The sequence below is a fragment of the uncultured Roseobacter sp. genome (genome assembly GCF_947501835.1).
Taxonomy (GTDB): domain Bacteria; phylum Pseudomonadota; class Alphaproteobacteria; order Rhodobacterales; family Rhodobacteraceae; genus Roseobacter.
In genome coordinates, this window is sequence record NZ_CANMXR010000007.1 from 237,564 (window position 1) to 262,732 (window position 25,169).

Below are 25,169 nucleotides of genomic sequence, written 5' to 3' on the forward strand. Positions count from 1 at the left end.
GCATGAGCATTCAGATCATTTCCAAAGGACCCTTTGACGGTCAGAAACCGGGCACCTCCGGATTGCGCAAGAAAACCCGCGTCTTCATGGAGCCGGGCTATCTGGAGTGTTTTGTGCAGGCCACGCTCAACGCCATCGGCGGTGCTGAGGGCAAGACATTTGTGATCGGCGGCGACGGGCGGTTTTTCAATCGCGAAGCCATTCAGACCATGCTGAAGATGGCGGCGGCAAATGGCGCGGCCAAGGTCATCGTGGGGCAGGGCGGTTTGCTGTCCACGCCTGCTGTGTCCAACCTGATCCGCCAGAACAAGACCGACGGCGGTTTTGTGCTTTCGGCCAGTCACAATCCGGGCGGGATCAACGCGGATTTCGGGGTTAAATACAACGTCAGCAACGGCGGGCCTGCGCCGGAAAACATCACGCAGGCGATGTTTGAGCAGACGCAAACGATTTCCGAATATCGCATCTTGGAGGCAGAGGATGTTGATCTGTCGACCCTCGGCACCGCCCAGATTGGCGAGATGCAGGTCGAGATTATTGATCCGGTGACCGACTATCAGGCACTTATGGCGCAGCTCTTTGATTTTGACAAAATCCGCGCACTTTTTGCGGGCGGGTTCACCATGCGGTTTGACGCCATGCATGCGGTCACCGGCCCCTATGCGACAGCGATCCTGGAAGGCGCGTTGGGCGCCCCTGCGGGCACCGTCATCAATGCGGTGCCGAGCGAGGATTTTGGCGGCGGCCATCCTGACCCGAACCCGGTCTGGGCCAAGGTGCTGATGGATGAGATGATGTCAGACACAGCGCCTGACTTTGGCGCGGCCTCCGATGGCGACGGCGATCGCAACATGATCGTGGGGCGGGGGGCTTATGTGACCCCCTCCGACAGCCTCGCGGTATTGGCGGCAAACGCCCATCTTGCGCCGGGCTACAAGGCCGGGCTGGCCGGGGTTGCGCGGTCCATGCCTACCAGTGCAGCGAGCGACAAGGTGGCCGAACGTCTGGGGCTGGGCTGTTTTGAAACGCCCACCGGCTGGAAATTCTTCGGCAATCTGCTCGATGCGGGCAAGGTGACACTCTGCGGTGAGGAAAGTGCGGGCACGGGGTCTGATCACGTGCGAGAAAAAGATGGTCTCTGGGCGGTTCTGTTGTGGCTCAACATTCTGGCCGAACGTGGTCAATCCGTGAGTGAGATCATGACCGATCACTGGGCGACCTACGGGCGCAACTACTATTCGCGGCACGATTACGAGGCGGTCCCGGTGGCGGCGGCAAATGCGCTGATGCAAGGGGTGCGCGATCAACTGGAGGCGCTGCCGGGCACGACCCATGGCGGGTTGGCGATCACCTCGGCGGATGAGTTTTCCTATCACGATCCGGTGGACGGCTCGGTCAGCCACAATCAGGGTCTGCGCATCGGCTTTGCGGGTGAGGGGCGCGCGGTGCTGCGCCTGTCCGGCACCGGGACGGAAGGGGCAACGCTGCGGGTCTACCTGGAGCAATATGCCCCGGCGGAGGCGGATCACGGATTGTCGCCAGATGTTGCCCTGAAAGCCGTGCGGGCTGCGGTGCTCAGCATCACCGACATGCAGGAACGGATCGGGCGCACCGACCCGGACGTGAAGACTTAGGCGCAACGCCTTCAATTCCTTGACAGCTCCGCGCGGCTCGCAGAGCATTGGCGCAGTTTACCACTGCGTCGCGGAGCCCCAGCATGATCAGCCAGGAATTGAACCAAGCCTTGACGCAATCGGGGCCGGGTACGCCTGCCGGAGAGGTCATGCGTCGGTATTGGCAGCCCGCAGCGCTGAGCGATGAGTTGGCGGTCAAACGACCGGTGGTGCCGGTGCGCCTGCTGGGGGAGGACCTCGTGCTTTTTCGCGACAGCGAGGGTGAGCTGGGCCTGATCGCGCGCGCCTGTCCACACCGGGGCGCTGACTTATGTTACGGGCGGCTCGAAGACAACGGCCTGCGCTGCCCGTTTCATGGCTGGCATTTTGACCGCACCGGGCAATGTGTCGAGCAGCCGGGCGAGCCCGAAGGCTCCACCATGCATGAGCAGATCCGCAACCAGAGCTACCCGGTGATCGAGAAAAACGGCATCGTCTTTGCCTATATGGGCCCCGGTGAACCACCGCCCTTGCCGGGGTTTGACTGCTTTCGCGCGCCGGACAGCCATGTCTTTACCTTCAAGGGCCTGTGGGAATGCAATTGGCTGCAGGCGATGGAAGTGGGGATTGATCCGGCGCATGCCTCCTTTTTGCACCGTTTCCTGCAGGACGAGGACCCGGCCGACAGCTATGGCAAGCAATTCCGCGACGTGGCCGCGAATACCGAAATCCCGATGACGAAACTGCTGCGCGACTATCCCCGCCCTGACATCTCTGTCGAGGAGACGGAATATGGTCTGCGCCTGATCGCGCTGCGCCATCTGGACGACGGGCGCACCCATGTGCGGGTGACCAATCAGATCTTTCCGCAGGCGATTTCCATCCCCATGAGCCGCGAGATGATCATCACCCAGTGGCACGTGCCGGTCGATGATGAAACCTGCTATTGGTATGCGATGTTCACCAGCTTTGACGGCCCCGTGGACAAGGATAGGATGCGCGATCAGCGTCTGAAGGAGCACCGTTTGCCGGACTACGCACCGTTGAAGAACAAGCGCAACAACTACGGCTACGACCCGGACGAACAGGCGGGCGAGACCTATACCGGTATGGGCTTGGACATCAATGTGCATGACCAGTGGGCGGTGGAAAGCCCGGGCGCGATCTTTGACCGGACGCGCGAACATCTGGGTAAAACCGATGTGGCGATCATCCGCTACCGTCGCATGCTGCGCGCAGCAATGGCGGCGCTGGAAAAAGGGGAGGAAGACAGCTTGCCCATGCGAAACAGCACAGACCCCGCCACGGTGCAGGGGCCGATCAGCAATGACACCATCGCCATGACCTCCGATTGGAAAGCCGCCTTCACGGCGAGTGATGCAGAACGCCGGGCCGGGTGCAGGCAGTGGGATGCAACCATCGGGTGAAACAGTGTTTTTTCGCGTGACGCCTCGCGGTCTCTGCGGCTAGGTTCCCATCGGGGCAGGAGACCACATGGGCGATAAGCTAAAGATTTCTGATGGGGCATTGGCGCGACTTGGGCTGCTGGATGTCGATGCGATTGCGGCGGCAGAGGCCTTGCTGGCGCAGGTGCAGGACAGCGATCTGGAAACCATTCGCATCCTTTTTCCCGATCAGCACGGTGTCTTGCGTGGCAAGACCATTGTCGCCGCCGCCTTTGCCTCTGCTGTCTCCAGCGGCATTGCCGCGCCCTCGACGCTCTTTCTGAAGGACACCGCGCATCGCACCGTCTATCCGGTCTGGGACGCGTCCGGTGACAGCCCGGTTCAGGGCGCAGGCGACGTGCTGCTGGTGCCCGATCCGGCGACGTTCCGCGTGCTGCCACATGCGCCGGGATCGGCCTGGATCCTCTGTGATGCGGTGATGAAGTCGGGCGCGCCGCTTCCCTTTGCGCCGCGCACCGTGCTTCGCCGCGCGGTCGCACAACTGGCCGCAACCGGGTTGCAACTGCGCGTCGGGCTGGAGGTGGAATTTCACGTCTTCGCGGTCACCGATGACGCGCTGTCTCATGTCGAGGCGACCATGCCGCCAGCGCCGCCCCAGACCCGCAATCTCGCGCCCGGTTACCAGTTCCTCACCGAAACGGTCTATGCCCGGCTTGAACCCTTCGCCGAGAAACTGCGCCGGATGATACAGGCGGTGGGCCTGCCGCTGCGCTCGATGGAGGTCGAGATGGGGCCGAGCCAATTGGAATTCACCTTTGATCCTGCGGACCCGATGACCCATGCGGATCATCTGGTCATGCTGCGCACGCTGGTGAAGGAAATCTGCGCTCAAGACGGGCTGCACGCCACCTTCATGAGCCGCCCCAAGGTCGAAAACGGTTGTGCCTCGGGCTGGCACCTGCATCAATCGCTGCTGGATGACACCGGCGCTTCGGTGATGATGCCCGCGCAGGACGGTACGCTGAGCCCCCAGGCCGCGGGCTGGATCGCGGGGCTGCTCGACCACGCGGTGGAAAGCTGCCTGCTGACAACGCCGACCGTCAATGGGTACAAGCGCTATCAGCCCTTCAAACTGGCACCAGACCGGGTGGTCTGGGGGCGCGACAATCGCGGTGCGATGCTGCGGGCGCTGATGGCGCCGGGCGACCCTGCGTCGCGGGTGGAAAATCGGGTGCCCGAGGCGGCGGCCAATCCCTATTACGCCTTTGCCAGCCAAATCCTCAGCGGGCTTGATGGGATCACGCGCGGCCTTACCCCACCGCCGCCCGTGGAAAACCCCTATGCGGATGCCGCACAGGTCTTGCCTGCCTCTCTGGGCGCTGCCATTGAGGCATTCGAGACGTCCACGTTTTATCGCGCGGCCCTGGGCGACGGGGTTGTGGACTATCTGGTGCGTCTGAAACGCACTGAATGGGAACGTTATCTGGCGCATGTCTCGGATTGGGAACAGGCGGAGTATTTCGGGCTTTATTGATGCGGATATTGAACATCTTAACGGCGGTTCTTTTGGGATCTGCGGCCGGGGCCGAGATGCCCGCGCCTGTCACGGACGCCGACTATGCACCGCTGGACATGGCGCAGGTGCGACTGGGGCAGATGCTGTTTTATGACCCGATCCTGTCGGGGAACCGCAACATCTCCTGCGCCACCTGCCACCACCCCAAATTCGCGACCGCCGATGGTGTGGCGCTTTCCATCGGTGAGGGGGGGGTCGGATTAGGGCCGGAACGGCGCGCGGGGGCCGAAAACACGCCCGAACAACGCATCCCACGCAATGCGCCTGCGCTGTTCAATCTCGGGGCGTATGAATTCACGGTCATGTTTCATGACGGGCGGATCGAGGTTGATGCGACCAAGCCCGGTGGCTTGCGCACGCCGATGGGGGCCGAGATGACCCAGGGGTTTGCCAATCTGCTCTCGGCCCAGACGATGTTTCCCGTGCTCAGCGCCGATGAGATGGCCGGGCATTACAGTGAAAACGACATCAGTCAGGCGGTCCGGCAAGGGCGCATCACCGGGCCAGAGGGCGCCTGGGCAAAGCTCAGTACGCGGGTCTCCGGGACGCCGGGATACGCGCCGCTGATTGCCGAAGCCTTTCCAGATGCAGATCCCCTGAGTTTCACCGATATATCGGATGCCATCGCCGCTTTTGTTGCTTTTGAATGGCGTTCCGACACCAGCCTTTTTGACGCTTATCTGCGCGGGCAAGCGACGCTGCCTGCGGATGCAGGCCGTGGGATGGAGCTCTTTTACGGCGCGGCTGGCTGCAGCATCTGTCACGCCGGTGTCTTTCAGACGGATCACGGCTTTCACGCAATGGCCGTGCCGCAGTTCGGGCCGGGCAAAGCCGCGCGGTTCGAAAGCCACGCGCGCGATACGGGCAGGATGCGAGTGACGGGCCGTGCCGAGGATGCCTATGCGTTTCGCACGCCCTCGTTGCGCAATGTCGTGCACACCGGCCCCTATGGCCATACTGGCAGCCATGCGGATCTGGCGCGTTTCATCGCCGATCACGCGGATCCCGCCGCGGCGTTGGGGCGCTTTGATCCGGCGCGTGTTGCGCTGGCGGAGATGCCGGGAGTTGACGATTGGCGGCATATCAATGATCCGGCAGAGCAGGCGGCCCTGCGTGCGGCCATCACGATGGCACCGGTGGCGCTCACGGGGGCTGACGTTGACGCTTTGGTTGCCTTTCTGAGCAGTTTGAGCGACCCGGTAGCGTTGAAGGGCAGGCTTGGGGTGCCCGATGCGGTGCCAAGCGGGTTGCCGGTTGATCGCTAAGGCGTGAGCGTCAGGCGCTGACCGGTCTCAAGATCGCGATGCTCGGTCACCCGCCCATCGGGCCAGGTGACGGTCACGCTTGCCCTCCGCGCATCCCCCAGCCCGAAGTGAAGAGGTCCTGCCTGACCGCCTGCGTGCCCGCCCCCGATGGTGCGCTCCTGCGTTTGGGTGAGATCACCAGTGGTGACCTCGACCAAGGCGCCAATGGCGCGGGTGTTTGCACCGGGCATCGCCAGGTCAATGGCCAGCCAGGAGCCGCTATCCGCTGTGATGTTGCGGTAGAGCTCCATGGGTGCCCGCCGGTTCATCACTACGAGATCGAGCCGCCCGTCACCATCCAGATCCGCTAGCGCCGCCCCCCGCGACCGGTCCACCGTGGCAACCCCCGCCGTGATGGAACTTTCTGCAAAACTGCCACCCGTTTGTTGGACCAACAGGGTGTTGGGATCTTCCATCGAGAGGCCCGGCATCTGATCCACATTGCCCTTGGCGATGAACAGATCCGGGCGGCCATCGTTGTTCACGTCGCCAAATTCCGCGTGCCACCCGGTGGAGGGGCGGCCATCGTCACCCAGATGCGGGCGCTGCGCGTAGGTGCCCAATGCAAAAGGCGCAGGGGTATAGCGCCCATCCGCGCCAGCCATTTGCATCAGCTGATCCCCCATGGAGGTCAGCATGACTTCCGCCCGGCCATCGCCCGTGATGTCGCGGCTGGCGATGCCCATGCCCCAGAGGCGAACCGTTTCCCACCCATCCTCCGGGCCGAGAAACCGGGAGAGACCCAGATCGTACATCTGCTCCGCACCATCGCTGACGTAGTAATGCCGGTCGTTTGAAATCCGCAGCCGTTTGGTGCCGCTGGCATCGCGGGCAAAGAGCATCGATAGGGCGCAGTATCCCGGTGACAGGTGGGCTGCGTCGAAACGGTCGCCGGTCCAGCGGTGCAGGGTGTTGTCATCACAGGCTTCGAAGGGGCCTTCCGGGTCGGTTCTGTCCACATAGTTTCCGACCGCCAGAACAGGCCCAGACGTATCCCATGTGGCGGAGAATGCCGTGGACCAGGCATCCCCACCGTCAAAGCCCCAGAGCGCGTTGGCCGGGCTGAACCCGCAAGCGCCATCGCCGCGCAACAGTTGGTTTTCCCCGACCCGCAAGAGCATCACGTCCAGATGGCCATCGCCATCGACATCCAGCGGATAGGCCCCGGTGGTGCCGGTAAAAACGGGCAGGGCGGTGGAAGTAAACTGCATGTCGCCCCGGTTGATCATCAGCTTGGCCGGGGTCGTGCCGCCGGCGGCCAGAATATCGGGCAGGGCGTCCCCATTGCAGTCAAAGACGGCGACGCCACCGCCCACGAAATGCTCCCATCCGCCGGTGTAGCTGTGATCGGGCAGATGGGTGGAGAGGTTCTCAAAAATAACATCGGCCTGCGCGGTCTGCGCCATGAGGCAAAGTGCAATCGCCCTCATCCACGCCCCTCCGCCATGGCATCTGCGATTTCGGATAAGGCCAGGGCCGCGGCGCCATGCGCCCACATCAGATCGCCCCAGGCGTGGGTTTCGACCTTTTGTGGCGCGGCATCCCGGTTCAGCGCCAGCGCGTGCATCTCGCGCAGCACATCATCGGCGTAGAGGTAGTCATATTGCATCCGCTCGCCCGACAGAATGATCAGCGGCGGATCAAAGAGGTTCACCACATTGGCCAACCCCAGTGCCAGAAAACGCCCAGCACGGCGGAAAATGACGCGCGCCGCCTCATTGCCAGCCTTGGCCTGTTCATACAGCTGCTGCAGCATCACGTCGGGGGCGGCGACATCGACATGCGATGGATCGAGCGCGGTGGAGGCCTCGCGCACCAGCGCATAGTCGGCAATGTAAGCCTCCAGACAGCCGCGTTGCCCGCATTGGCAGAGCGCCCCATCCATTTGCACCTTGGTATGGCCCAGTTCCATGCCCAAAGATCCCGCGCCACGGTAGAGCCGGTGGTTGATGACCAACCCCATACCCACACCCTGTTCGATCGTCACAACCGCAAAATCGGCCATGGCGCGGCCCTTGCCAAACCAAAGCTCCGCGAGCGTGACCAGATTGGCGTCATTGTCGACGGCGACCGGCACGCCAAAGGCATCTTCGGCCAGTTGTCGCAGGGGGCGGTCCCGTTCGGTCAGCAGCGGCGACCAGACCATCTGGCCTGTGGCATGATCGATCATGCCGGGCATGCCCAATCCGATGCAGGCGATATCCGCGCGGGCCAGGCCCGCTTCTTTCAGGAGCGCATCCAGAACCTGACCGGTCTCTTCCAGCGTCTGTGCCAGAGAGCGACGGCGTTGGGCGCAGGCGAGGCTGGCCTGAGCGAGCGGACGCCCCGCCGCATCCACCAGCAGCGCGGTATGCTGCGCGCGCGCCAGCTTGATCCCGACCACGTAACCGGCATCCGGTTGCACCGAAAGTGCGACGGGCGGGCGGCCCCGGGTGGACATGCGGGTGGTGTCGCTGCTTTCCCGAAGCAGGCCGAGGTCCAGTAACTCTCCCACCAGGGCTGTGATTGATGCCGGGCTGACCCGCAATTGCTTGGCCAGATCAATGCGCGAGATTTGCCCGGCAGAGCGCACGGAATCAAATACGCGGTGCCGCAAACTGCTGCCAATCGCCTCCGATTCCGGGCGAATCGGTCCGCATCCTGCGGGATTTGCTTCGCTCTCCGATTGGGAAATTTCGACATTCATTTATTCAGTATCCAAAAATAATATATCGAAAAACGTCGAATTAATCAAAAATTCCACGCAATTATCGGCGTTCGCCTGATATTTTGGCTCAATATGCATAAATTTATTTTGACAGCTGAATTAAAACAGTCAATCCTTTTGAACGTGCCGCAGAAACTATCGGCATCAACAGTCAACAGAACTGTCCTTTGGGAGGATATCATGAAGAAGATCGCACTTATGGGAGTCGTTTTGTCGGCGGCCCTGTCCACAACAGCACTGGCGGAAGGCCTGACGGTTGGCGTCAGCTGGTCGAACTTCCAGGAAGAGCGGTGGAAGACAGACGAAGCCGCCATCAAAGCAGCACTTGACGCCGCTGGTGCCACATATGTTTCCGCTGACGCGCAAAGCTCCTCGGCCAAGCAGCTGTCAGACGTGGAAAGCCTGATCGCGCAGGGCGTTGATGCCTTGATCATCCTCGCACAAGACAGCGCCGCCATTGGCCCAGCCGTGCAAGCGGCGGCAGACGAGGGCATTCCGGTTGTCGGCTATGACCGTCTGATCGAAGACCCGCGTGCGTTTTATCTGACCTTCGACAATGTCGAAGTGGGTCGCATGCAGGCCCGTGCCGTGTTCGATGCCCTGCCTGAAGGCAATTACGTGATGATCAAGGGCTCGCCCACCGATCCCAACGCGGATTTCCTGCGGGGCGGTCAGCAGGAAGTGCTGCAGGAAGCCATCGATGCGGGCAAGATCAACATCGTGGCGGAGGCCTACACTGACGGCTGGTTGCCCGCGAATGCGCAGCGCAACATGGAGCAGATCCTGACCGCGAATGACAACAAGGTCGATGCGGTTGTGGCCTCCAATGACGGCACCGCCGGTGGCGTTGTCGCGGCGCTGACGGCGCAGGGCATGGAAGGCATCCCGGTCTCCGGTCAGGACGGCGATCACGCCGCGCTGAACCGCGTTGCCAAGGGCACACAGACCGTATCGGTCTGGAAAGACGCGCGTGAGCTGGGCAAAGCCGCAGCCGAGATTGCGGTTGAACTGGCCGGTGGCACCGAAATGACCGCAGTGGGCGACGCTCAGGAATGGACCTCCCCCGGTGGCACCAAGATGACCGCGCGGTTCCTGGCACCTGTGCCTGTTACCTCGGCAAACCTTTCCGCCGTTGTCGACGCGGGCTGGATCACACAGGAAGCACTTTGCCAGGGCGTCTCCGGCGGCCCGGCACCTTGTAACTAATCTCCCGAAACTGGCGGGCCCTTCACCTCTGAGGGGCCCGCACATCTCAAATCTGCGTTTGCGCTACAGCGCGAACCCAGTCCTTTTGTCTTTTTCGCAGGAGCAAACTCCATGACGGATGTGCCCGCCCCGCAAAACGCAAAACGCACCGGCTTTCAGGCGCTGGAAGTCGATACCCGGCTTTTAGGCATGATCGGCGCGTTTCTGGTGATCTGTATTTGTTTCAACGTGTTGACCGACGGGCGTTTCCTGACGGCGCGCAACATTTTCAATCTGACTATCCAGACGGTGAGCGTGGCGATCATGGCAACCGGCATGGTGTTCGTCATCGTGACGCGCCACATCGATTTGGCCGTGGGTGCGCTGCTGGCGACATGCTCTGCGTTCATGGCGATGCTGCAGACGCGCTACCTGCCCGACCTCTTCGGTTTGGGCCTAGGTCATCCGCTGACGCCCTGGATCACGATCATCGCGGGGCTTGCCGTGGGCACGCTCATCGGCGCGTTTCAGGGGTGGCTGGTCGGCTATCTGGCGATCCCGGCCTTTATCGTGACCCTCGGGGGCCTGCTCGTCTGGCGCAACGTGGCGTGGTATCAAACCAGCGGCCAGACCATCGGCCCGCTCGACACGACCTTCATGAAATTCGGCGGCATCAACGGCACGCTTGGGGAGACCTGGAGCTGGATCTTTGGTGTGCTGGCGGTCATCTGGGCGCTCTATGCGCTTTGGTCCGCGCGCCGCGCCAAACTCGCACATGGCTTCCCGGTGAAACCTGCCTGGGCCGAAACCACAATCGGCGGCATCATCGCTGTGGGCATTCTGGGCTTCATCGCCATTCTCAACGCTTATGAAATCCCGTCCCGGCGGCTGGAACGCATGTTTGAGGCGCGCGGCGAGGTCATGCCCGAAGGCTTCACTGCTTCATATGGCCTGCCGATCTCCGTGCTGTTGCTCATCGCGGTTGCCGTGGTCATGACGCTGATTGCACAGCGCACACGACTTGGCCGCTATATTTTTGCCACCGGTGGCAATCCGGACGCGGCGGAGCTTTCGGGCATCAACACGCGGATGCTGACGGTAAAGGTCTTCGCCCTGATGGGGGCGCTCTGCGCCATCTCGGCGGTCGTGGCCTCGGCCCGTCTGACCAACCACTCCAACGACATCGGCACGCTGGACGAACTGCGCGTCATTGCTGCCGCTGTCATCGGGGGTACCGCGCTGGCCGGGGGCATCGGGACGATCTACGGTGCCATTCTGGGCGCCCTGATCATGCAATCGTTGCAATCGGGCATGGCGATGGTTGGCGTCGACGCACCGCTGCAGAACATCGTGGTGGGCACGGTTCTGGTCGCCGCCGTTTTGATCGACACGATCTACCGTAAAAAGACTGGAGGCCGCTGATGGCACCTTTATGCGAAATGCGCGACATCTCGATTTGTTTTGGCGGTGTGCGGGCGGTTGACGGTGTGTCGATCCATGTGAACCCCGGTGAGGTCGTGGGCCTCTTGGGTCACAACGGGGCCGGGAAGTCCACGCTGATCAAGATCCTTTCCGGCGCCTACAAGGCCGATGGCGGCGAGATTTACGTGGAGGGGCAGAAGGCCAGCATCACCAGCCCGCGCGACGCCCGCCGCTACAATATCGAGACGATCTACCAGACGTTGGCCTTGGCCGATAACCTCGATGCCGCCTCGAACCTCTTTCTGGGGCGCGAGCTGACCAATTGGATGGGGTTTGTGGATGACGACCGGATGGAGGCGGAGACGCGCAAGATCATGGCGCGTCTCAACCCCAACTTCAAGAAGCTCAAGGAGCCGGTATCGGCCTTGTCCGGCGGTCAGCGTCAATCGGTGGCCATCGCCCGCGCGGTCTATTTCAACGCCAAGATCCTGATCATGGACGAACCCACCGCGGCCCTCGGTGTGCACGAGACGCAGATGGTGGCCGAGCTTATTCAGGAGTTGAAAAAACAGGGATTGGGCATTTTCCTGATCAGCCATGATACCCGCGAAATGCTGGAATTGTGCGACCGCGTGTCAGTGATGAAAAACGGCCAGTTGATCGGGACGGAGCGGGTAGAGGATGTGACCGAAGATGATATCCTCAGCATGATCATCATGGGCAAGAAACCGGATCAGGGGGCTTAAGGCGATGTATCTGGGGCTTGATCTGGGGACCTCCGGCCTGAAGGCGGTGCTGATCGATGAGGATCAGCATTTGTTGGGCGAGGCGACCGCGCCCTTAACGGTGCAGCGCCCGCAGAGCGGCTGGTCGGAGCAGAACCCGGCCGATTGGCTTACGGCGGCGGAAACCGTGATGACGGCGCTGGCCGCGCAGCATGATCTGAGCGCGGTGCGCGGGATCGGCCTCAGTGGTCACATGCATGGGGCAACGCTACTGGATGTCTCGGATGAGGTGTTGCGGCCCTGCATGCTCTGGAACGATACGCGCAGCCATGCGGAGGCGGCGGCCTTCGACGGCGATCCGCAGTGGCGCGCGATCACCGGCAATATCGTGTTCCCCGGCTTCACAGCCCCCAAGGTAGATTGGGTGCGGATGCATGAGCCCGACATTTTTGCAAAAACCCGTAAAGTGCTGCTGCCCAAGGATTATCTGCGCCTCTGGCTGACCGGCGATGCGGTGTCGGAAATGTCGGATGCGGCAGGGACAAGCTGGCTGGAAACCGGCAAACGCGATTGGTCAGATACGCTTCTGGCGGCCTCCGGGCTCACCCGTGAGCATATGCCGCGCCTTGTCGAAGGGTCCGAACCTTCAGGCACGCTGCGTGCGGCGCTGTCCGCCCGTTGGGGATTGCCGGCAGGCGTGATCGTTGCGGGTGGGGCCGGTGACAACGCAGCGGCGGCCGTCGGCATGGGCGTTGTGAAACCGGGGCAGGCTTTTGTGTCGCTGGGCACCTCCGGCGTGCTCTTTGCCTCCAGTGCGGCCTATCAACCAGATGCGCCCTCTGCGGTGCACACCTTCTGCCACGCGGTGCCCGACACCTGGCATCAGATGGGGGTCATTCTCGCCTGCACCGATGCGCTCAACTGGTATGCGGCGCTCGTCGGGTCCGACGCGGGCAGCCTGACCGCCGATCTCGGCGCTCTAAAAGCGCCGGGCGAGACGCTGTTCCTGCCCTACCTTGGGGGCGAACGGACGCCGCACAACGATGCCAGCGCCCGCGGGGCGTTTCTGGGCCTCAGCCACGCAACGGATGGAATCGCAGGCACCCGTGCGGTGCTGGAGGGCGTCAGTTTTGCCTTCAGGGATTGCTATGATGCGCTGCGCAGCACTGGCACCCGGATCGACAGCCTTGTTGCCGTCGGCGGCGGTAGCCGATCCGAATACTGGCTGAGCCTTCTGGCCACGGTGTTGGACATGCCGATCGATGTGCCTGCGGCTGGCGATTTCGGCGGGGCCTTTGGGTCCGCGCGTCTGGCCCAGATGGCCGTGCTGGGGGCAGGGGCGGAACGCGCCACCCCTCCGGCAACGGCACGCACCATCGCGCCCGATCCTGCGCTGACCGATGCATTCACGACCCGCCACGCGCAATACCGCGCGGCGTATTCCGCCCTTAAGGAGGCCCTATGACCGATTTCTTCGCAGGCATCTCGCCCGTTTCCTACAATCCCGATGCGCCCGCGGACGATTTGGCCTTTCGCCACTATAACGCCGATGAAATCGTCGCGGGCAAGCGCATGGAAGATCACCTGCGTTTCGCCGTGGCCTGGTGGCACAGCTTCGCCTGGCCGGGCGGGGATCCCTTCGGTGGGCAGACGTTTGAGCGGCCCTGGTTCGGGGACACGATGGATCTGGCCCGGCTTAAGGCCGATGTCGCCTTTGAGATGTTCGCGCTGCTGGGGCAGCCCTACTACTGCTGGCATGACGCCGACATCCGACCGGAAGGCGACAGTTTTGCCGAGAGCAAGCGCAATTTCGAAGAAATCATCGATTACATCGGCACCAAGATGGACGCGCAGGGCACAAAATTGCTCTGGGGCACCGCGAACCTGTTTTCGCACCGCCGGTTCATGGCAGGCGCCGCCACCAACCCGGACCCTGAGGTCTTTGCCTGGTCGGCGGCGACGGTGAAAAACTGCATTGATGCGACGCATAAGCTGGGCGGTGAAAACTACGTGCTCTGGGGGGGGCGCGAAGGCTATGAGACGCTGCTGAACACCGATCTGAAACGGGAACGCGCGCAGGCCGGACGTTTCCTGCAGATGGTTGTCGATTACAAGCATAAGATCGGTTTCAAAGGCGCCATTCTGATCGAGCCCAAACCACAAGAGCCAACCAAGCACCAATACGACTATGACGTCGCCACCGTTTACGGGTTCCTCAAGGAATTCGGGTTGGAGGGTGAGGTTCAGATGAACATCGAACAGGGGCATGCCATTCTTGCCGGGCACAGTTTTGAGCATGAATTGGCGATGGCGGCGGCCTTGGGCATCTTCGGCTCCATCGACATGAATCGCAACGATTATCAATCCGGCTGGGACACCGACCAGTTTCCCAACAACGTGCCCGAGGTGGCGCTGGCCTACTACGAGGTCCTCAAGGCGGGCGGTTTCACCACAGGTGGGACGAACTTCGATGCCAAGCTACGCCGCCAAAGCCTCGACCCCAAGGATCTGATCGCCGCCCATGTGGGTGCCATGGACATCTGCGCCCGTGGCTTCAAGGCCGCTGCCGCGATGCTGAAGGATGGCAGTCTGGAAACAGCCCGCGTCGCACGGTATGCAGAGTGGGAAAATGGTGCAGCACAGGGCTGGCTCACCAATGCTACACTGGAAGAGATCGAGGCAACTGTTGCCGGGGGTGGGATCGATCCTGCGCCACGCTCAGGGCAACAGGAAATCCTTGAGAATTACGTCAGTCGATTTGTCTGAGGACACATAAAATGGCACTCATTCTGGCGGATGTCGGAGGAACGAACGTACGCTTTGCCTGCGCCAGAGGCGGGGCCATTGATGCCGCCCTGACCCGTCGCTTTCAAAATGATGATTACGCCAGTTTCGACGCTGCATTGTCGAGCTATCTGGCAGAGGTGAAGGTCGCAACCGTCGAAGCGCTGACCATTGCCGTCGCGGGACCCGGGAACGGGGTGACGGCGCGGCTAACCAATCGCAACTGGCGGTTTGATGCGCGTGAGCTGGCGTCAGCGCACGGTGCGCATCAAGTCAGCTTAATGAATGATCTCGGGGCGTTAGGATACGCTCTTGATAGTCTGGATGACGGTGGTGTGCGTGTCGTTGTGCAGGCCGAGAGCACAACAGCAGCGCAGATGCAGCGCCTTGTTGTGGGGATCGGCACCGGGTTCAACGTCAGCCCGGTTCTGACCCACAATGGGGGTGTGACCTGTCTGCTGGCCGAAGCAGGCCTTGGCAGTTTGCCAAGCCGCATGCGCCGTCCTCTGGAGGCGTTTTTGGGCAGGCCCGCGGATTGGGTGCGCTGCGTCGAAGATGTGATTTCCGGGCCGGGTCTATCCCGGTTGCATGCAGAAGCCACGGGGGATGCGTTGGACGCGCGCGTGGTGTTGGAGCAGGCCGGTGCCGGGGAGGCAAAGGCCATGGCCAGCCGCGAGGTCTTTGCCAAGATGCTCGGCGAATGGGTGCAGGACCTGCGCCTGCTTTACATGCCCACAGGCGGGATCTTTCTGGCGGGTTCTGTGGTGCGCGCGCTGCTGGACAGCCCGGCGCGCGAGACCTTTGTGCAGACGGTCAGCGCACAGCCCACGGTGAAATCAACGCTGCCGCCGGTGGTAATTTCCGTCATCACCCAGGATGAGGCCGCGCTTTTGGGGTGCCTCGCCTATGCCAAGGCGGCGCTTTGAAGCTTTTTGACCTTTCGGTGAACCGCGGTCCATTTTTTGCGTTCAATCGTCGGTAGGGGCCGCGCCCAAGTAATTCAAGTGAAAGCCGAAATGCTCTACCGTGCCCACCAATGCACGCCGGCAGGCGGGATTTGCACACCGTCAAATAAGACCATATCGGGGCTGTAGTTAAAGGCAAAGAGGTGCGTCTGCGTTTCTCTGAGGCGCAATCCTTCGGGCAATTCTCGCGTTTCGACGCCTGCCTGTTCCGCCAGATCTACAATGATACGGTCCCAGAGTGCTTCATCCGGCCAGGCGCCCAGATAGTGCAGCGCGCCTTCGCTTTTCAGGATCGCGTCACCCGTGACCGTCTCCAGACCCGTCGTGGCCTGTCCTTCCAGCATTTCCACCCAATGCTGGATCGTGCCACCACCCTTGACCGCCCGGGTCACGCCCGGTGGCAGGCTTTCAACCCGCGCCACAGTGGTATCCAGACCCGGCAGATCCGGCCCCATCGGCATAGGTATGCAAAGCTCTTCGGTCACCGCATTGGATCGCGGGCCAAGCAGGACGACGGTCCCCGTCAAGGCTTTTTTCAAAGCATCAGGCAGATGGGCCAGACCGGGGGCCAGAACCATGGCGTAACCCGATACATCGTCGACCGTCGAGGGGATGATATCGACGGAAAGACCCTTTCGCCGCAGGGCACGATACGCCTCCAGCATCAGACGGAAATAGCTGAACCCGTCGCCCTGCGGCAGCGTGGCCCAGGCCCATTCAGACGGGTAGTCGAAAATCAGCGCAACCGGCGCCTTGGTGACCGCGACATCCGGCATCTGCGCCATTTCCTGCGCGACCTGCGCCGCCTCGGCCAATCCGGGCGCCGGGGCATCGTCGGGGCGGCGCAATCCGGCATGCATCTGCTCTTGTGCAAAGGGCGCTTGACGCCAGCGGAAGTAGCTGACCACCTCGGCGCCATGGGCAAAGGCCTCCCAGCTCCAGAGCCGCACCATGCCGGGCAGGGGCGCGGGGTTATGCGGGGCCCAGTTCACCGGGCCGGGTTGTTGTTCCATCACCCACCAGCGCCCATCCTTGCCAACGGCGCGGTAGAGATCGTGGTGGAAGGCCTGCATATCCGGGTCGCCCTGTTGCAGGTAGCGCGCCTTGTGTTCCGCGCTGCCCTCCAGCCGGTCGGACAGAAATCCGATGGGGTAGCTGTCCCAGCTGGCGATATCAATCGATGCCCCGACATCGAAGTGGTCGAAATCCAGAACCCGGCCCATGTAATTATGAAGGAGCGGCGCATCGGTGCGGGCGCGCAGGGCGGCCACCTGCACCGCGTGATAGGCCACCACCTGATCGGAACTGAACCGGCGGAACGCCAGCTCATGGCTGGGGTTGGCCTGCGTCACTGTGAGATTGGGCAGGTCGATCTCGTCAAAACTGCGATATTCCATCGACCAGAACACGTTGCCCCAAGCGGCGTTCAGCGCATCGATGTCGCCATACCGGTTCTGCAACCACAGCCGGAACGCCTCCCGCGCGGCGTCCGAATAGGACAGAACGGTGTCGTGGCAGCCATATTCATTGTCGATCTGCCAGCCGTGTATACGCGGGTCGCGGCCGTAGCGATCTCCCAGAACCTCGGCGATCCGACCGCTGGCCGCGCGGTAGCCTGCGTGGCTGAAACAATAATGCCGCCGGGAGCCGAACTTGCGTGGCTGCCCCTGTGCGTCAACGGCCAACATGTCGGGAAACCTGTCCAGCATCCAGCGTGGCGGGGTGCAGGTGGGCGTGCCGAGGATGATCTTCAGGCCTGCAGCGCTCAGCGTGTCGATGGCGCGGTCGAGCCAATCAAAGGTGAAATTGCCGGAGGTGGGTTCCATCCGGCTCCAAGCAAATTCGCCGATTCTGACCCAGGTGATGCCCGCCGCGATCATATTGGCGGCGTCTTGCGCCCACATGTCTTCGGGCCAGTGTTCGGGATAGTAGCAGGTGCCCAACGCACGTTTCATAAGATCACCCGTGGCTCCGCCAGCCCCTGCGCAACGCCGGGGATCGCAAAGGTTTGCCCGTGAGCTTTTTCGGCCTTCAGATGCGCCGTTTCCAACCCCTGCATGGCGCTGGTGACGAAGAGCGTGGTCAAGTCTTTCCCGCCAAAGGCCGGGCAGGTGGTATGCGCTGCGGGCAGTTCGATGGCGTGCAGGAATGTACCCTCCGGAGAATAGGCCGCAACCCGCCCCGCGCCCCATTGGGCAATCCACAGCGCCCCGTTTTTGTCCACTATGGCCCCATCGGGGTTGAGACCTTCGGTGCTGAGATCAAGGAACACCTGCGGTGTGCCATCGGGCCAGCCATTGCGGTCCAGCGGCAGGCGCATGACCTGCGCCTGCGCGGTATCGGCGAAATAGGCAAAGCTTCTGTCGGGCGCAAAGCAGATGGCGTTGGAGATGGTGATCTCGCCAAAAAGCTTCCGCAACTCTCCCTGGTAGAGCCGGTAAATTGCACCGGCCCCGGCTTCGGCATTCTTGCCCATGGTGCCAATCCAGAACCCGCCCCAGGGATCTGCGCGCCCGTCGTTGGAGCGTGTGACGGGATTGCCTTGCTCCAACGGAACGATGCGGGACTTTTCAGCGGTGATCAGGTCAAACCGCCACAACCCGGTGGCCGAGGCGATCAGCAGGGTATCGGCATCAATCCAACCGGCAGCGGAAACCGTTTCGTCGAATGGCCACTCCAACGGGTCCGCGCCTGACTGGCTCAGGAGTTTCTGACCGACAATATCAAACCAGAAAAGCTGCTGGCGCAGCGGATGCCACAGCGGTCCTTCACCCAGCTGGCAGCGCCGGGCATCATGGACCGAAAACGTCACGCCGTGGCCTGTTTATAGGCCTCAACGATTTTCTGGGCGCGGTCGGCCACATCCGGTGCGGTCAGTCCCGGTTTATAGATGGCCGATCCCAACCCGAAGCCGTCTGCGCTGGCGGCAATCCATTCGCCAAAATTCTCCGGACCTGCGCCGCCGACGGCAAAGACCAGCGTGCCCTTGGGCAGGATCGGACGCATGGCTGCGAGGCCAGCGGTGCCCGCCATCGCGCCCGGAAAGAGTTTCAGCCCATCGGCTCCGGCGTGCAGGGCTGCGAAAGCTTCGGTGGGGGTGAAGACACCCGGCCAGCTTTGCATGCCAAGGGCCTTGGTTGCGCGGATCACCGCGACATCGCAGTTGGGCGATACAATCAGCTTGCCCCCCGCGTTGGCGACGGCATCCACCTCCGCCACGGTCAAAACGGTGCCAGCCCCGATCAGCGCCCGGTCGCCGAAGGCGCGCGCCAGGCTGCCGATGCTTTCCAGCGGATCGGGCGAGTTTAGTGGCACCTCGATCTGGGTGATGCCCGCGTCCAGCAGCGCCTCGGCGATGGCGGGGGCCTCGGGCGGTGTAATGCCACGCAGGATGGCGATCAGGGGCAGTGTCATGTGAGAGCCTTTGCGTTTCTATAAGCGGCGGTCAGCCCGGCAAGGGTTGTTCGTTCCGTATCGACAAGCATCGCCTCAACGCCTTGAGGGCGCAGGGCCGATTGGTAGGCGTGGGCCTGATCGCCCGTGCCCAATATGGCAACGTTCTGGCCCAGCCAATAGGGGCGGGCAGCGGCGAGTTCTGCACCAATGAGAAACCCCGACAGCGCCGCGCGGGTGCTGGCCGCCGGGGTCTGATGCAACAGGTGATCTGCGCGCAACCCAAAGAGCCGCGCAGCAAAGCGTTCCGGCTTGGCCATGGCATCGCTGACGGCCGCATCAAAGGCGGCGTTCTCCCACCCGTCCTCAGCAAGGGAATGGCGCAGAACCGATCCGTCGCTGATCAGGGCAAAGAGCTCACCCGACATGAAGGTTTGAAAGCTGACAACTTCACCCGCACTCAAGTGCACCCATTTCGTATGTGTGCCGGGCAGGCAGAGCACGCCGTCCCAGCCCGGATTGAGGTGCAGGAACCCGGCAATCTGCGTTTCCTCGCCGCGCATGACATCCGCGGGGCTGGCCTGGGCCAGACCGGAGACGACGCGAACGTTCAACCCTTGGGTGGTGGGGGCCGTGGTCAGGGTTTCGGCCAGGGGGGTGCAGGGCACCGAGCGATAGGGCGCCTCGACCCATCCTTGGCGCGATCCGACCATACCGCAGGCGATCACCGGCACGGGGCCGCCGGTCAGCCAATCGCCGATGAGCCGCAGGAGCGCAGGTTCAAACTCTTCGGTCTGCAACCGGCCCATGCCGTCGTCGGATTGCGCCCGCGCCAGCACCGCCCCCCCCTGCATCGCAAAGGCGCGCAGATTGGTTGTGCCCCAATCCACCGCGATCCAGTCAGGTGCTATGGTCTGGCTCATGCGCTCATCCTGTGGTGACCACGCCGCCGTCCACGACCATGCACTGCCCGGTCATCATCTTGCTGGTGTTCGAGGCCAGAAACAGCACCGCATCGACAATGTCCTGCGGTTCAAGGTGGGTCTTGAGGCACTGGCGTCCCAGATGTGCCGCCAAGGCATCCGGTGTCGCCCATTTGTCCAATTGCTTTTCGGTCAGAACCCAGCCCGGTGCCAGCGCATTGACGCGGATGCCATCGGGGCCCAATTCGCGCGCCAGGCTGCGGGTCATGGCAGTGATGCCGCCGTTGGCGCTGGTGTAGGCGGGGTAACCCGCGTTGCCCATCATATAGCTGATCGAGCTGAAGTTGATGATCGCGCCGGAGCCCCGTTTGATCATGGCGGGCGCCACCGCTTGTGCGGCAAAGAAATAGGCCTTGAGGTTGACTGACAACAGGAAATCCCACTCCTCCGGCGTCAGCTCCAGCCAGTTGTGCCGGCGGTCATTGGCGGCGTTGGAGACCAGCGTGTCAATGGGGCCGTGCGCCTCTTCCGCAGCCGCGATTGTTTTGCGCAGACCGTCGGTGTCGGTGATGTCACCCTGGAAAAACAGCGGTGCGCGTCCGTGTTTTTCGGTCATTTCCGCCACGAAGGCGCTGGCATCGGAGCGACCGATGAAAGCGACATTGGCGCCCTGGGCCAGGAAGCCATCGGTAAGGTCCGCCCCAATGCCCGACCCGCCCCCTGTGATATAGATCGAGGCACCGTCGAGATCGTGAAAACTTGCGGTCTTTGTCATGATACTGTCCCGGTTGTTGCCCGAAGGCAGGATGGTGCAGGTGATGGCAGCGATGTGCCCCGAAGGTCGATGATATTCAAGCGAAATGGCGTTCCGTTGATCTGTGTCACAGCCGCTTGCCTTCCAGCACCCACATGCTCTCGGGGAAACTCCACGGCAGCGTCACCCCATTGTGCATGAGCGCGGCCCCGGTCAGCGTCAGCGGGCCGTCCTTGAGCGCCAGATTGCCGCGCGACAGCACGGTGGCGGAGGCGCGGTTGCGCAGGCTGATTTCATACTGCGCGTCCGGTTCCAGGCGCGTCAGCCGCAGCGGGCGCGGCGCAATCTGCGGTGAGGTGCCCGATTTGCCGGAAAAGACCACAAAGCGGCTGCCGTCCCGTGCCTGCTGTTGTTCGGCAATAACCGAAGGGTCGGAGGCATCGAGCCGCAGGATGTCGGCGGCATACATCCAGTCGCGGTTTTCCTTCCACCATGCGGTGACATCCGCCAGCACGCGTGCCTCGTGATCGGTCAGTTCGCGCGGGTCCATTTCGAACCCCATGTGCCGCTGCGCCGCAACCCAGGCGCGGAATTCGATGTCCAGCACACGGCCGGAAGTATGGCACTTGCGCGGGCCCACATGGCTGCCGGTCACGGCAGAGGGCATGAAGATCGACGCATTATGCTGCATTTTCAGCCGCTCCAGCGCGTCGTTGCTGTCCGATAGCCAGACCCGCTGTGTCCGGCTGAGGATGCCGAAGTCGATACGCCCGCCACCCGAGGCACAGCTTTCAATTTCCACATCCGGGAAATCCGCGCGCAACCGGTCGATCAGCGCATAAGACCCGCGGGTCTGCGCGGCATCCGGCATCGGCAGCACGCGGTTATGGTCCCATTTGATGTAGTCGATGGGGTGGGTGGACAGCAGCTTGGAAATCCGCTCGTAGAGGAAATCGCGCACCTCCGGCAGCGCCATGTTCAGCGCCTTTTGCTGGCGGCCCAGCACCTGATCCTCCGACCCCAGCGCCCAGTCGGGATGGGCGCGGTGAATGTTGGAGTTGGGGTTGATCATTTCGGGCTCGAACCAGATGCCAAAACTCATGCCTTGCCCGTGCACATAGTCGATGAGCGGGCCGAGACCATCAGGGTATTTGCGTGGATCGACCTCCCAATCGGACAGGGACGAGGTGTCATCGTCGCGTTGCCCGAACCAGCCGTCATCCAGCACGAAACGCTCCGCGCCCAGTTTAGCAGCGCGGGTGGCGATGTCTTTCAGCACGGGCAGGTCATGGGCGAAATAGACCGCTTCCCAGCAGTTGTAATGCACCGGGCGCGGGCGTCCCGGTTTGGTCCAGGTGACCACCCGGTCGCGCAGATGCCGCTGAAAGGACACCGCGCAGCCGTTCAAGCCATCCGAGGAATAGACCGCATAGAGCGGGGCGGTGCGGAATTCCGTCGAGGGGGAAGTTTCCATGCGCGCCGCGTGGCCGAACTGGATCTGGCGGCGGCCATCGGGCAGTTCTTCGGCGATCATGCGGTGCCCACCGGACCAGCCGTAGTGAAAGGCAAAGGCCTCGCCGCTGGTGTTGGTGGCGGCCTGGCAGGGGACGATCAGGCCCGGGAAGTGTTCGTGCCCCGTGCGGCCCGTGCGGTTTTCGCGGTAACGGATGCCGGGCGACCAGGCGGTGCGGTTCATCTGGAACTCACCGCACCAGCGCCCGGCAAAGTCGATCATGTCATTGGCATGCTGCGGCGCAGGCAGTACCGGGGCCGCCAGCCAGTGCAGATGCAGCGGGCGATCTGCCGAAAGGGCTGCCGTCATCGCGATCACATGGGTCTCGGGATCAAGCGCAAAGTCCGCAGTATAAGTTAGCCGGTTCCCCTGATCCTTGCAGATCACGGTCAGCCCGTCAGGGCGCTCTTCGACCCCATCGAGATGGAATTTCGGCAAGAGCGGTGTGCCGTCCTGATCGCGGACGATCAGCCCGGGTTGGCCGGGGAAGGTGCGCGAGGCCTCCGGACAGAGCGACAGGTCCGGGTTTTCATCCAGCATGCCACCCGTAACATCAAGCGTGCTGATGCGGGTGATCGCCGTCAGGTCTTCTCCTGCGGGCAGCGGTGCGCCCCAATAAACAACCTGTGGGCAGCGCCCACCGGAAGAGGCGAGCGCCAGTGTCTGACGCTCGTCGTCCAGCCGCCAGCATTGTGTCACTTTACGGCTCCGAGGGTGAGGCCCGCGATGAAGTGCCGCTGCATCAGGAAGAACATCAGCACCGGCGGCAGGGCGGCCACGATGGAGCCCGCACTCATCAGGTGATAGGCGGCGCGGAACTGCGCGTTAAAGCTGGTGATCCCTGCTGTGACCGGCTGGCTTTCAGGGCCTTGCGTCAGAACCACCGCCCAGAAGTAGTCGTTCCAGATGAAGGTGAAGATCAGCACCGAGAGCGCCGCAATCGCGGGTTTCATCAGCGGGATCACCACATACCAGAAAATCTTCCACTCCGCGATGCCTTCGACGCGCGCGGCCTCGATGAGTTCATAGGGCAGGGCGCGGATGAAGTTGCGCATGAAGAGCGTGCAGAACCCGGTCTGAAACGCAACGTGAAAGAGGACCAAGCCGGTCTTGGTGTTATAGAGCCCCATGTCGAGCGTCAGGTCGCGCACCGGCACCATCAGAATCTGGAAGGGCACGAAGTTGCCCGCCACGAACATGAAGAAGATCCAGATGTTGGATTTGAACTTGTAGACGCCAAGGGCGAACCCGGCGAGGCAGGACAGAGCCACCGCGCCAATGACCGTGGGCACCGTGATCAGCACCGAATTCAGCATGTAGCGCGGCATGTCGGAGTTGAAGAACACCTGACCGTAGTTATTGAACATCTCGAACGACGAGGGCAGGCCCCAATAGTTGCCCTGGGTGAAATCCACCGCTGGCTTGACTGAAAACACGGCCACGGCGATCAGCGGCAGGAGCCACATGATCAGGGCAATCGGCAAGAGCGACTGATAGGTCAGCTGCCAGGAACGGGGGGTTTTCTCAATCGGTGTCGGGAACATCTCAGGCCTCCTCGCGGGCGGGCAGCGCTGCTTGCGCTTTTTTGGTCAGACTGGCGCGCACAATGTCGTAGGATGTGCAGAGCCTGTGGCGCAATTCGCCATCTTCTGTTTTTTCCGGCAGGTTGATCCAGCTGCGGTGGAAATAGGGCGCCTTGTTGCCCACGCCGGCCTCGATCAGCATTGTTGCGGTTTCGATGTCCGGGGTTTTCACGGAAATCCCCGGTGCCGATGATCCGATGCAGGCGAACATCTTGCCGCCCACTTTCCAGGCGTCGTGGCCACCGCCCCAAGGGTCGGATTTCTCCGCCCCGGGCAGGTCGCCGCAGATCATGTCAACACGTCTGCGAAAGCTCATCGGCCTTTCTCCTCGCGCCACATGGACCACAGGAAGTAGGCGATGAAGATCAGCATGATCAGGAAGAGGATCACGGCGATGGCCGCGCCATACCCCATGCGGAAGCCGTATTCGCTGAGCGCCTTTTCGAACATGTAGAAGCTCAGCACCCGCGTCTGGCCGAAGGGACCGCCGTTGGTCATGATCGAGATCAGATCAAAGCTCCGCAGGGCGCCGATGATCGTCACCACGAAGGCGATGAAGGTCGCAGGTTTCAGCTGCGGGATGATGATGAACCAGAGCATCCGCCAGCCCTTGGCCCCATCCAGGCGGCCTGCTTCGATCTGCTCGGGGTCAACGGCGTTGAGGCCGGTGAGATAGAGGATCATGCAATAGGCGGTCTGTGGCCAGAGGCCAGCCGCGATGATGCCGTAGGTCGCCAGGGTCGGATCGCCCAGCACGTTGACCGGCCCCAGACCCACCAGCCCCAGGACCCCGTTCAGCAGCCCCTCGTTGGGCAGGTAGAACCAGGAGAACACCAGGCCCACAACCACCTGGCTGAGCACGAAGGGGAAGAAGAAGAGGGACTTGTAGATGCGGATGCCTGTCACCGTCTGGTTCAGGAACAGTGCGATGAAGAGCCCGCCGGGAATGGCCAGCAGGTAGAGCAGCAGCCATTTGAGGTTGTTCCAGAGCGACACTTCGAAGGCGCTGTCCTCCATCAGTTCGGCGTAGTTTGCCATGCCGACAAATGTTGCGTCGCCCAAGCCGTCCCAGTCGTAAAAGGAAATCGCGATCGACTGGTAGATCGGCCAGATCACATAAAAGGCAAAGAACAGGATCGCGGGTGCGAGAAACAGCCAGGGCGTGACCGCAATCTCGTTGCGTTTGTACCAACTCCGCTGCGATGTCGCGGGCGTGTTTGTGGGGTCCATTGCTGTCATCGACGGGTCTCCTCGGTCATGCATGACATGCTGCCATGATCGTACAGGGCATGCGGTCGGTGTCGCGGCGCATTCGG

General features: G+C 62.4%; 21 protein-coding genes. 10 read left to right on the top strand and 11 right to left on the bottom strand.

Annotated features, from left to right (window positions below):
* Positions 1–2: 2 nt before the first annotated feature.
* The 4 genes from Q1A20_RS16000 (at position 3) to Q1A20_RS16015 (ending at position 5,860) form a co-directional block, all read left to right on the top strand.
* On the top strand, positions 3–1,634 hold the full coding sequence (locus tag Q1A20_RS16000) for an alpha-D-glucose phosphate-specific phosphoglucomutase (RefSeq protein ID WP_299917617.1): 1,632 nt from the start codon (positions 3–5) through the stop codon (positions 1,632–1,634).
* A gap of 83 nt (positions 1,635–1,717) precedes the next feature.
* Entirely contained in the window at positions 1,718–3,040 is a 1,323-nt protein-coding gene (locus Q1A20_RS16005; protein ID WP_299405389.1) for an aromatic ring-hydroxylating dioxygenase subunit alpha, read from the top strand.
* A gap of 67 nt (positions 3,041–3,107) precedes the next feature.
* On the top strand, positions 3,108–4,553 hold the full coding sequence (locus Q1A20_RS16010; protein ID WP_299917620.1) for a glutamine synthetase family protein: 1,446 nt from the start codon (positions 3,108–3,110) through the stop codon (positions 4,551–4,553).
* Positions 4,553–5,860, top strand: coding sequence for a cytochrome-c peroxidase (locus tag Q1A20_RS16015; protein ID WP_299917622.1), 1,308 nt, complete (start codon positions 4,553–4,555; stop codon positions 5,858–5,860). Before Q1A20_RS16010 ends, Q1A20_RS16015 begins: the two co-directional genes overlap by 1 nt.
* On the opposite strand, the gene Q1A20_RS16020 is transcribed toward Q1A20_RS16015, so the two are convergent.
* Both Q1A20_RS16020 and Q1A20_RS16025 read right to left on the bottom strand, forming a co-directional pair.
* A complete protein-coding gene (locus tag Q1A20_RS16020; protein ID WP_299917625.1) occupies positions 5,857–7,329 on the bottom strand; it encodes a CRTAC1 family protein in 1,473 nt (490 codons plus the stop codon). The genes Q1A20_RS16015 and Q1A20_RS16020 overlap by 4 nt on opposite strands.
* Positions 7,326–8,585: an ROK family transcriptional regulator gene (locus Q1A20_RS16025; RefSeq protein WP_298970848.1), complete on the bottom strand. Its 1,260-nt coding sequence runs from the start codon at positions 8,583–8,585 to the stop codon at positions 7,326–7,328. Before Q1A20_RS16025 ends, Q1A20_RS16020 begins: the two co-directional genes overlap by 4 nt.
* 201 nt (positions 8,586–8,786) lie before the next feature.
* Here Q1A20_RS16025 and xylF point away from each other — a divergent pair, with 201 nt between their 5' ends.
* The 6 genes from xylF to Q1A20_RS16055 all read left to right on the top strand — a co-directional run bounded on the left by xylF (position 8,787) and on the right by Q1A20_RS16055 (position 15,648).
* Positions 8,787–9,812: a D-xylose ABC transporter substrate-binding protein gene (xylF, locus tag Q1A20_RS16030; RefSeq protein ID WP_299917628.1), complete on the top strand. Its 1,026-nt coding sequence runs from the start codon at positions 8,787–8,789 to the stop codon at positions 9,810–9,812.
* Between the two features lie 111 nt (positions 9,813–9,923).
* Positions 9,924–11,213 carry a sugar ABC transporter permease gene (locus Q1A20_RS16035; protein ID WP_299917630.1) on the top strand — a complete coding sequence of 430 codons (1,290 nt, stop codon included), beginning with the start codon at positions 9,924–9,926 and terminating at the stop codon, positions 11,211–11,213.
* Positions 11,213–11,959: an ATP-binding cassette domain-containing protein gene (locus Q1A20_RS16040; protein ID WP_299405372.1), complete on the top strand. Its 747-nt coding sequence runs from the start codon at positions 11,213–11,215 to the stop codon at positions 11,957–11,959. Before Q1A20_RS16035 ends, Q1A20_RS16040 begins: the two co-directional genes overlap by 1 nt.
* A 4-nt stretch (positions 11,960–11,963) precedes the next feature.
* Positions 11,964–13,403 (top strand): xylulokinase, encoded by a 1,440-nt coding sequence (gene xylB / locus Q1A20_RS16045; RefSeq protein ID WP_299917633.1) that lies wholly within the window; start codon positions 11,964–11,966, stop codon positions 13,401–13,403.
* Positions 13,400–14,704 carry a xylose isomerase gene (gene xylA / locus Q1A20_RS16050; protein WP_299405367.1) on the top strand — a complete coding sequence of 435 codons (1,305 nt, stop codon included), beginning with the start codon at positions 13,400–13,402 and terminating at the stop codon, positions 14,702–14,704. Before xylB ends, xylA begins: the two co-directional genes overlap by 4 nt.
* Before the next feature lie 11 nt (positions 14,705–14,715).
* Complete coding sequence (locus tag Q1A20_RS16055; RefSeq protein ID WP_299917636.1) at positions 14,716–15,648, top strand: ROK family protein; 933 nt, start codon at positions 14,716–14,718, stop codon at positions 15,646–15,648.
* Positions 15,649–15,743: 95 nt separating this feature from the next.
* Here Q1A20_RS16055 and Q1A20_RS16060 read toward each other — a convergent pair whose 3' ends face one another.
* The 9 genes from Q1A20_RS16060 to Q1A20_RS16100 form a co-directional block, all read right to left on the bottom strand.
* A complete protein-coding gene (locus tag Q1A20_RS16060; protein WP_299405362.1) occupies positions 15,744–17,642 on the bottom strand; it encodes a beta-galactosidase in 1,899 nt (632 codons plus the stop codon).
* Positions 17,639–18,499, bottom strand: a complete 861-nt coding sequence (locus Q1A20_RS16065) for an SMP-30/gluconolactonase/LRE family protein (protein ID WP_299405359.1) — start codon at positions 18,497–18,499, stop codon at positions 17,639–17,641. Before Q1A20_RS16065 ends, Q1A20_RS16060 begins: the two co-directional genes overlap by 4 nt.
* The gene (locus tag Q1A20_RS16070) at positions 18,496–19,101 is read right to left on the bottom strand and encodes a 2-dehydro-3-deoxy-6-phosphogalactonate aldolase (RefSeq protein ID WP_299405357.1); all 606 of its coding nucleotides are present in this window, start codon (positions 19,099–19,101) and stop codon (positions 18,496–18,498) included. The genes Q1A20_RS16065 and Q1A20_RS16070 overlap by 4 nt, the downstream gene beginning before the upstream one ends.
* On the bottom strand, positions 19,098–20,003 hold the full coding sequence (locus tag Q1A20_RS16075) for a 2-dehydro-3-deoxygalactonokinase (RefSeq protein ID WP_299405354.1): 906 nt from the start codon (positions 20,001–20,003) through the stop codon (positions 19,098–19,100). Before Q1A20_RS16075 ends, Q1A20_RS16070 begins: the two co-directional genes overlap by 4 nt.
* 4 nt (positions 20,004–20,007) lie before the next feature.
* Entirely contained in the window at positions 20,008–20,778 is a 771-nt protein-coding gene (locus tag Q1A20_RS16080; protein WP_299405352.1) for an SDR family NAD(P)-dependent oxidoreductase, read from the bottom strand.
* Between the two features lie 106 nt (positions 20,779–20,884).
* Positions 20,885–22,969: an alpha-galactosidase gene (locus tag Q1A20_RS16085; protein WP_299405349.1), complete on the bottom strand. Its 2,085-nt coding sequence runs from the start codon at positions 22,967–22,969 to the stop codon at positions 20,885–20,887.
* Positions 22,966–23,814 (bottom strand): carbohydrate ABC transporter permease, encoded by an 849-nt coding sequence (locus Q1A20_RS16090; RefSeq protein WP_298970881.1) that lies wholly within the window; start codon positions 23,812–23,814, stop codon positions 22,966–22,968. Before Q1A20_RS16090 ends, Q1A20_RS16085 begins: the two co-directional genes overlap by 4 nt.
* Before the next feature lies 1 nt (position 23,815).
* A complete protein-coding gene (locus Q1A20_RS16095; protein ID WP_299405346.1) occupies positions 23,816–24,169 on the bottom strand; it encodes an MmcQ/YjbR family DNA-binding protein in 354 nt (117 codons plus the stop codon).
* Positions 24,166–25,092, bottom strand: a complete 927-nt coding sequence (locus Q1A20_RS16100) for a carbohydrate ABC transporter permease (RefSeq protein ID WP_299917640.1) — start codon at positions 25,090–25,092, stop codon at positions 24,166–24,168. Before Q1A20_RS16100 ends, Q1A20_RS16095 begins: the two co-directional genes overlap by 4 nt.
* Positions 25,093–25,169: the final 77 nt, after the last annotated feature.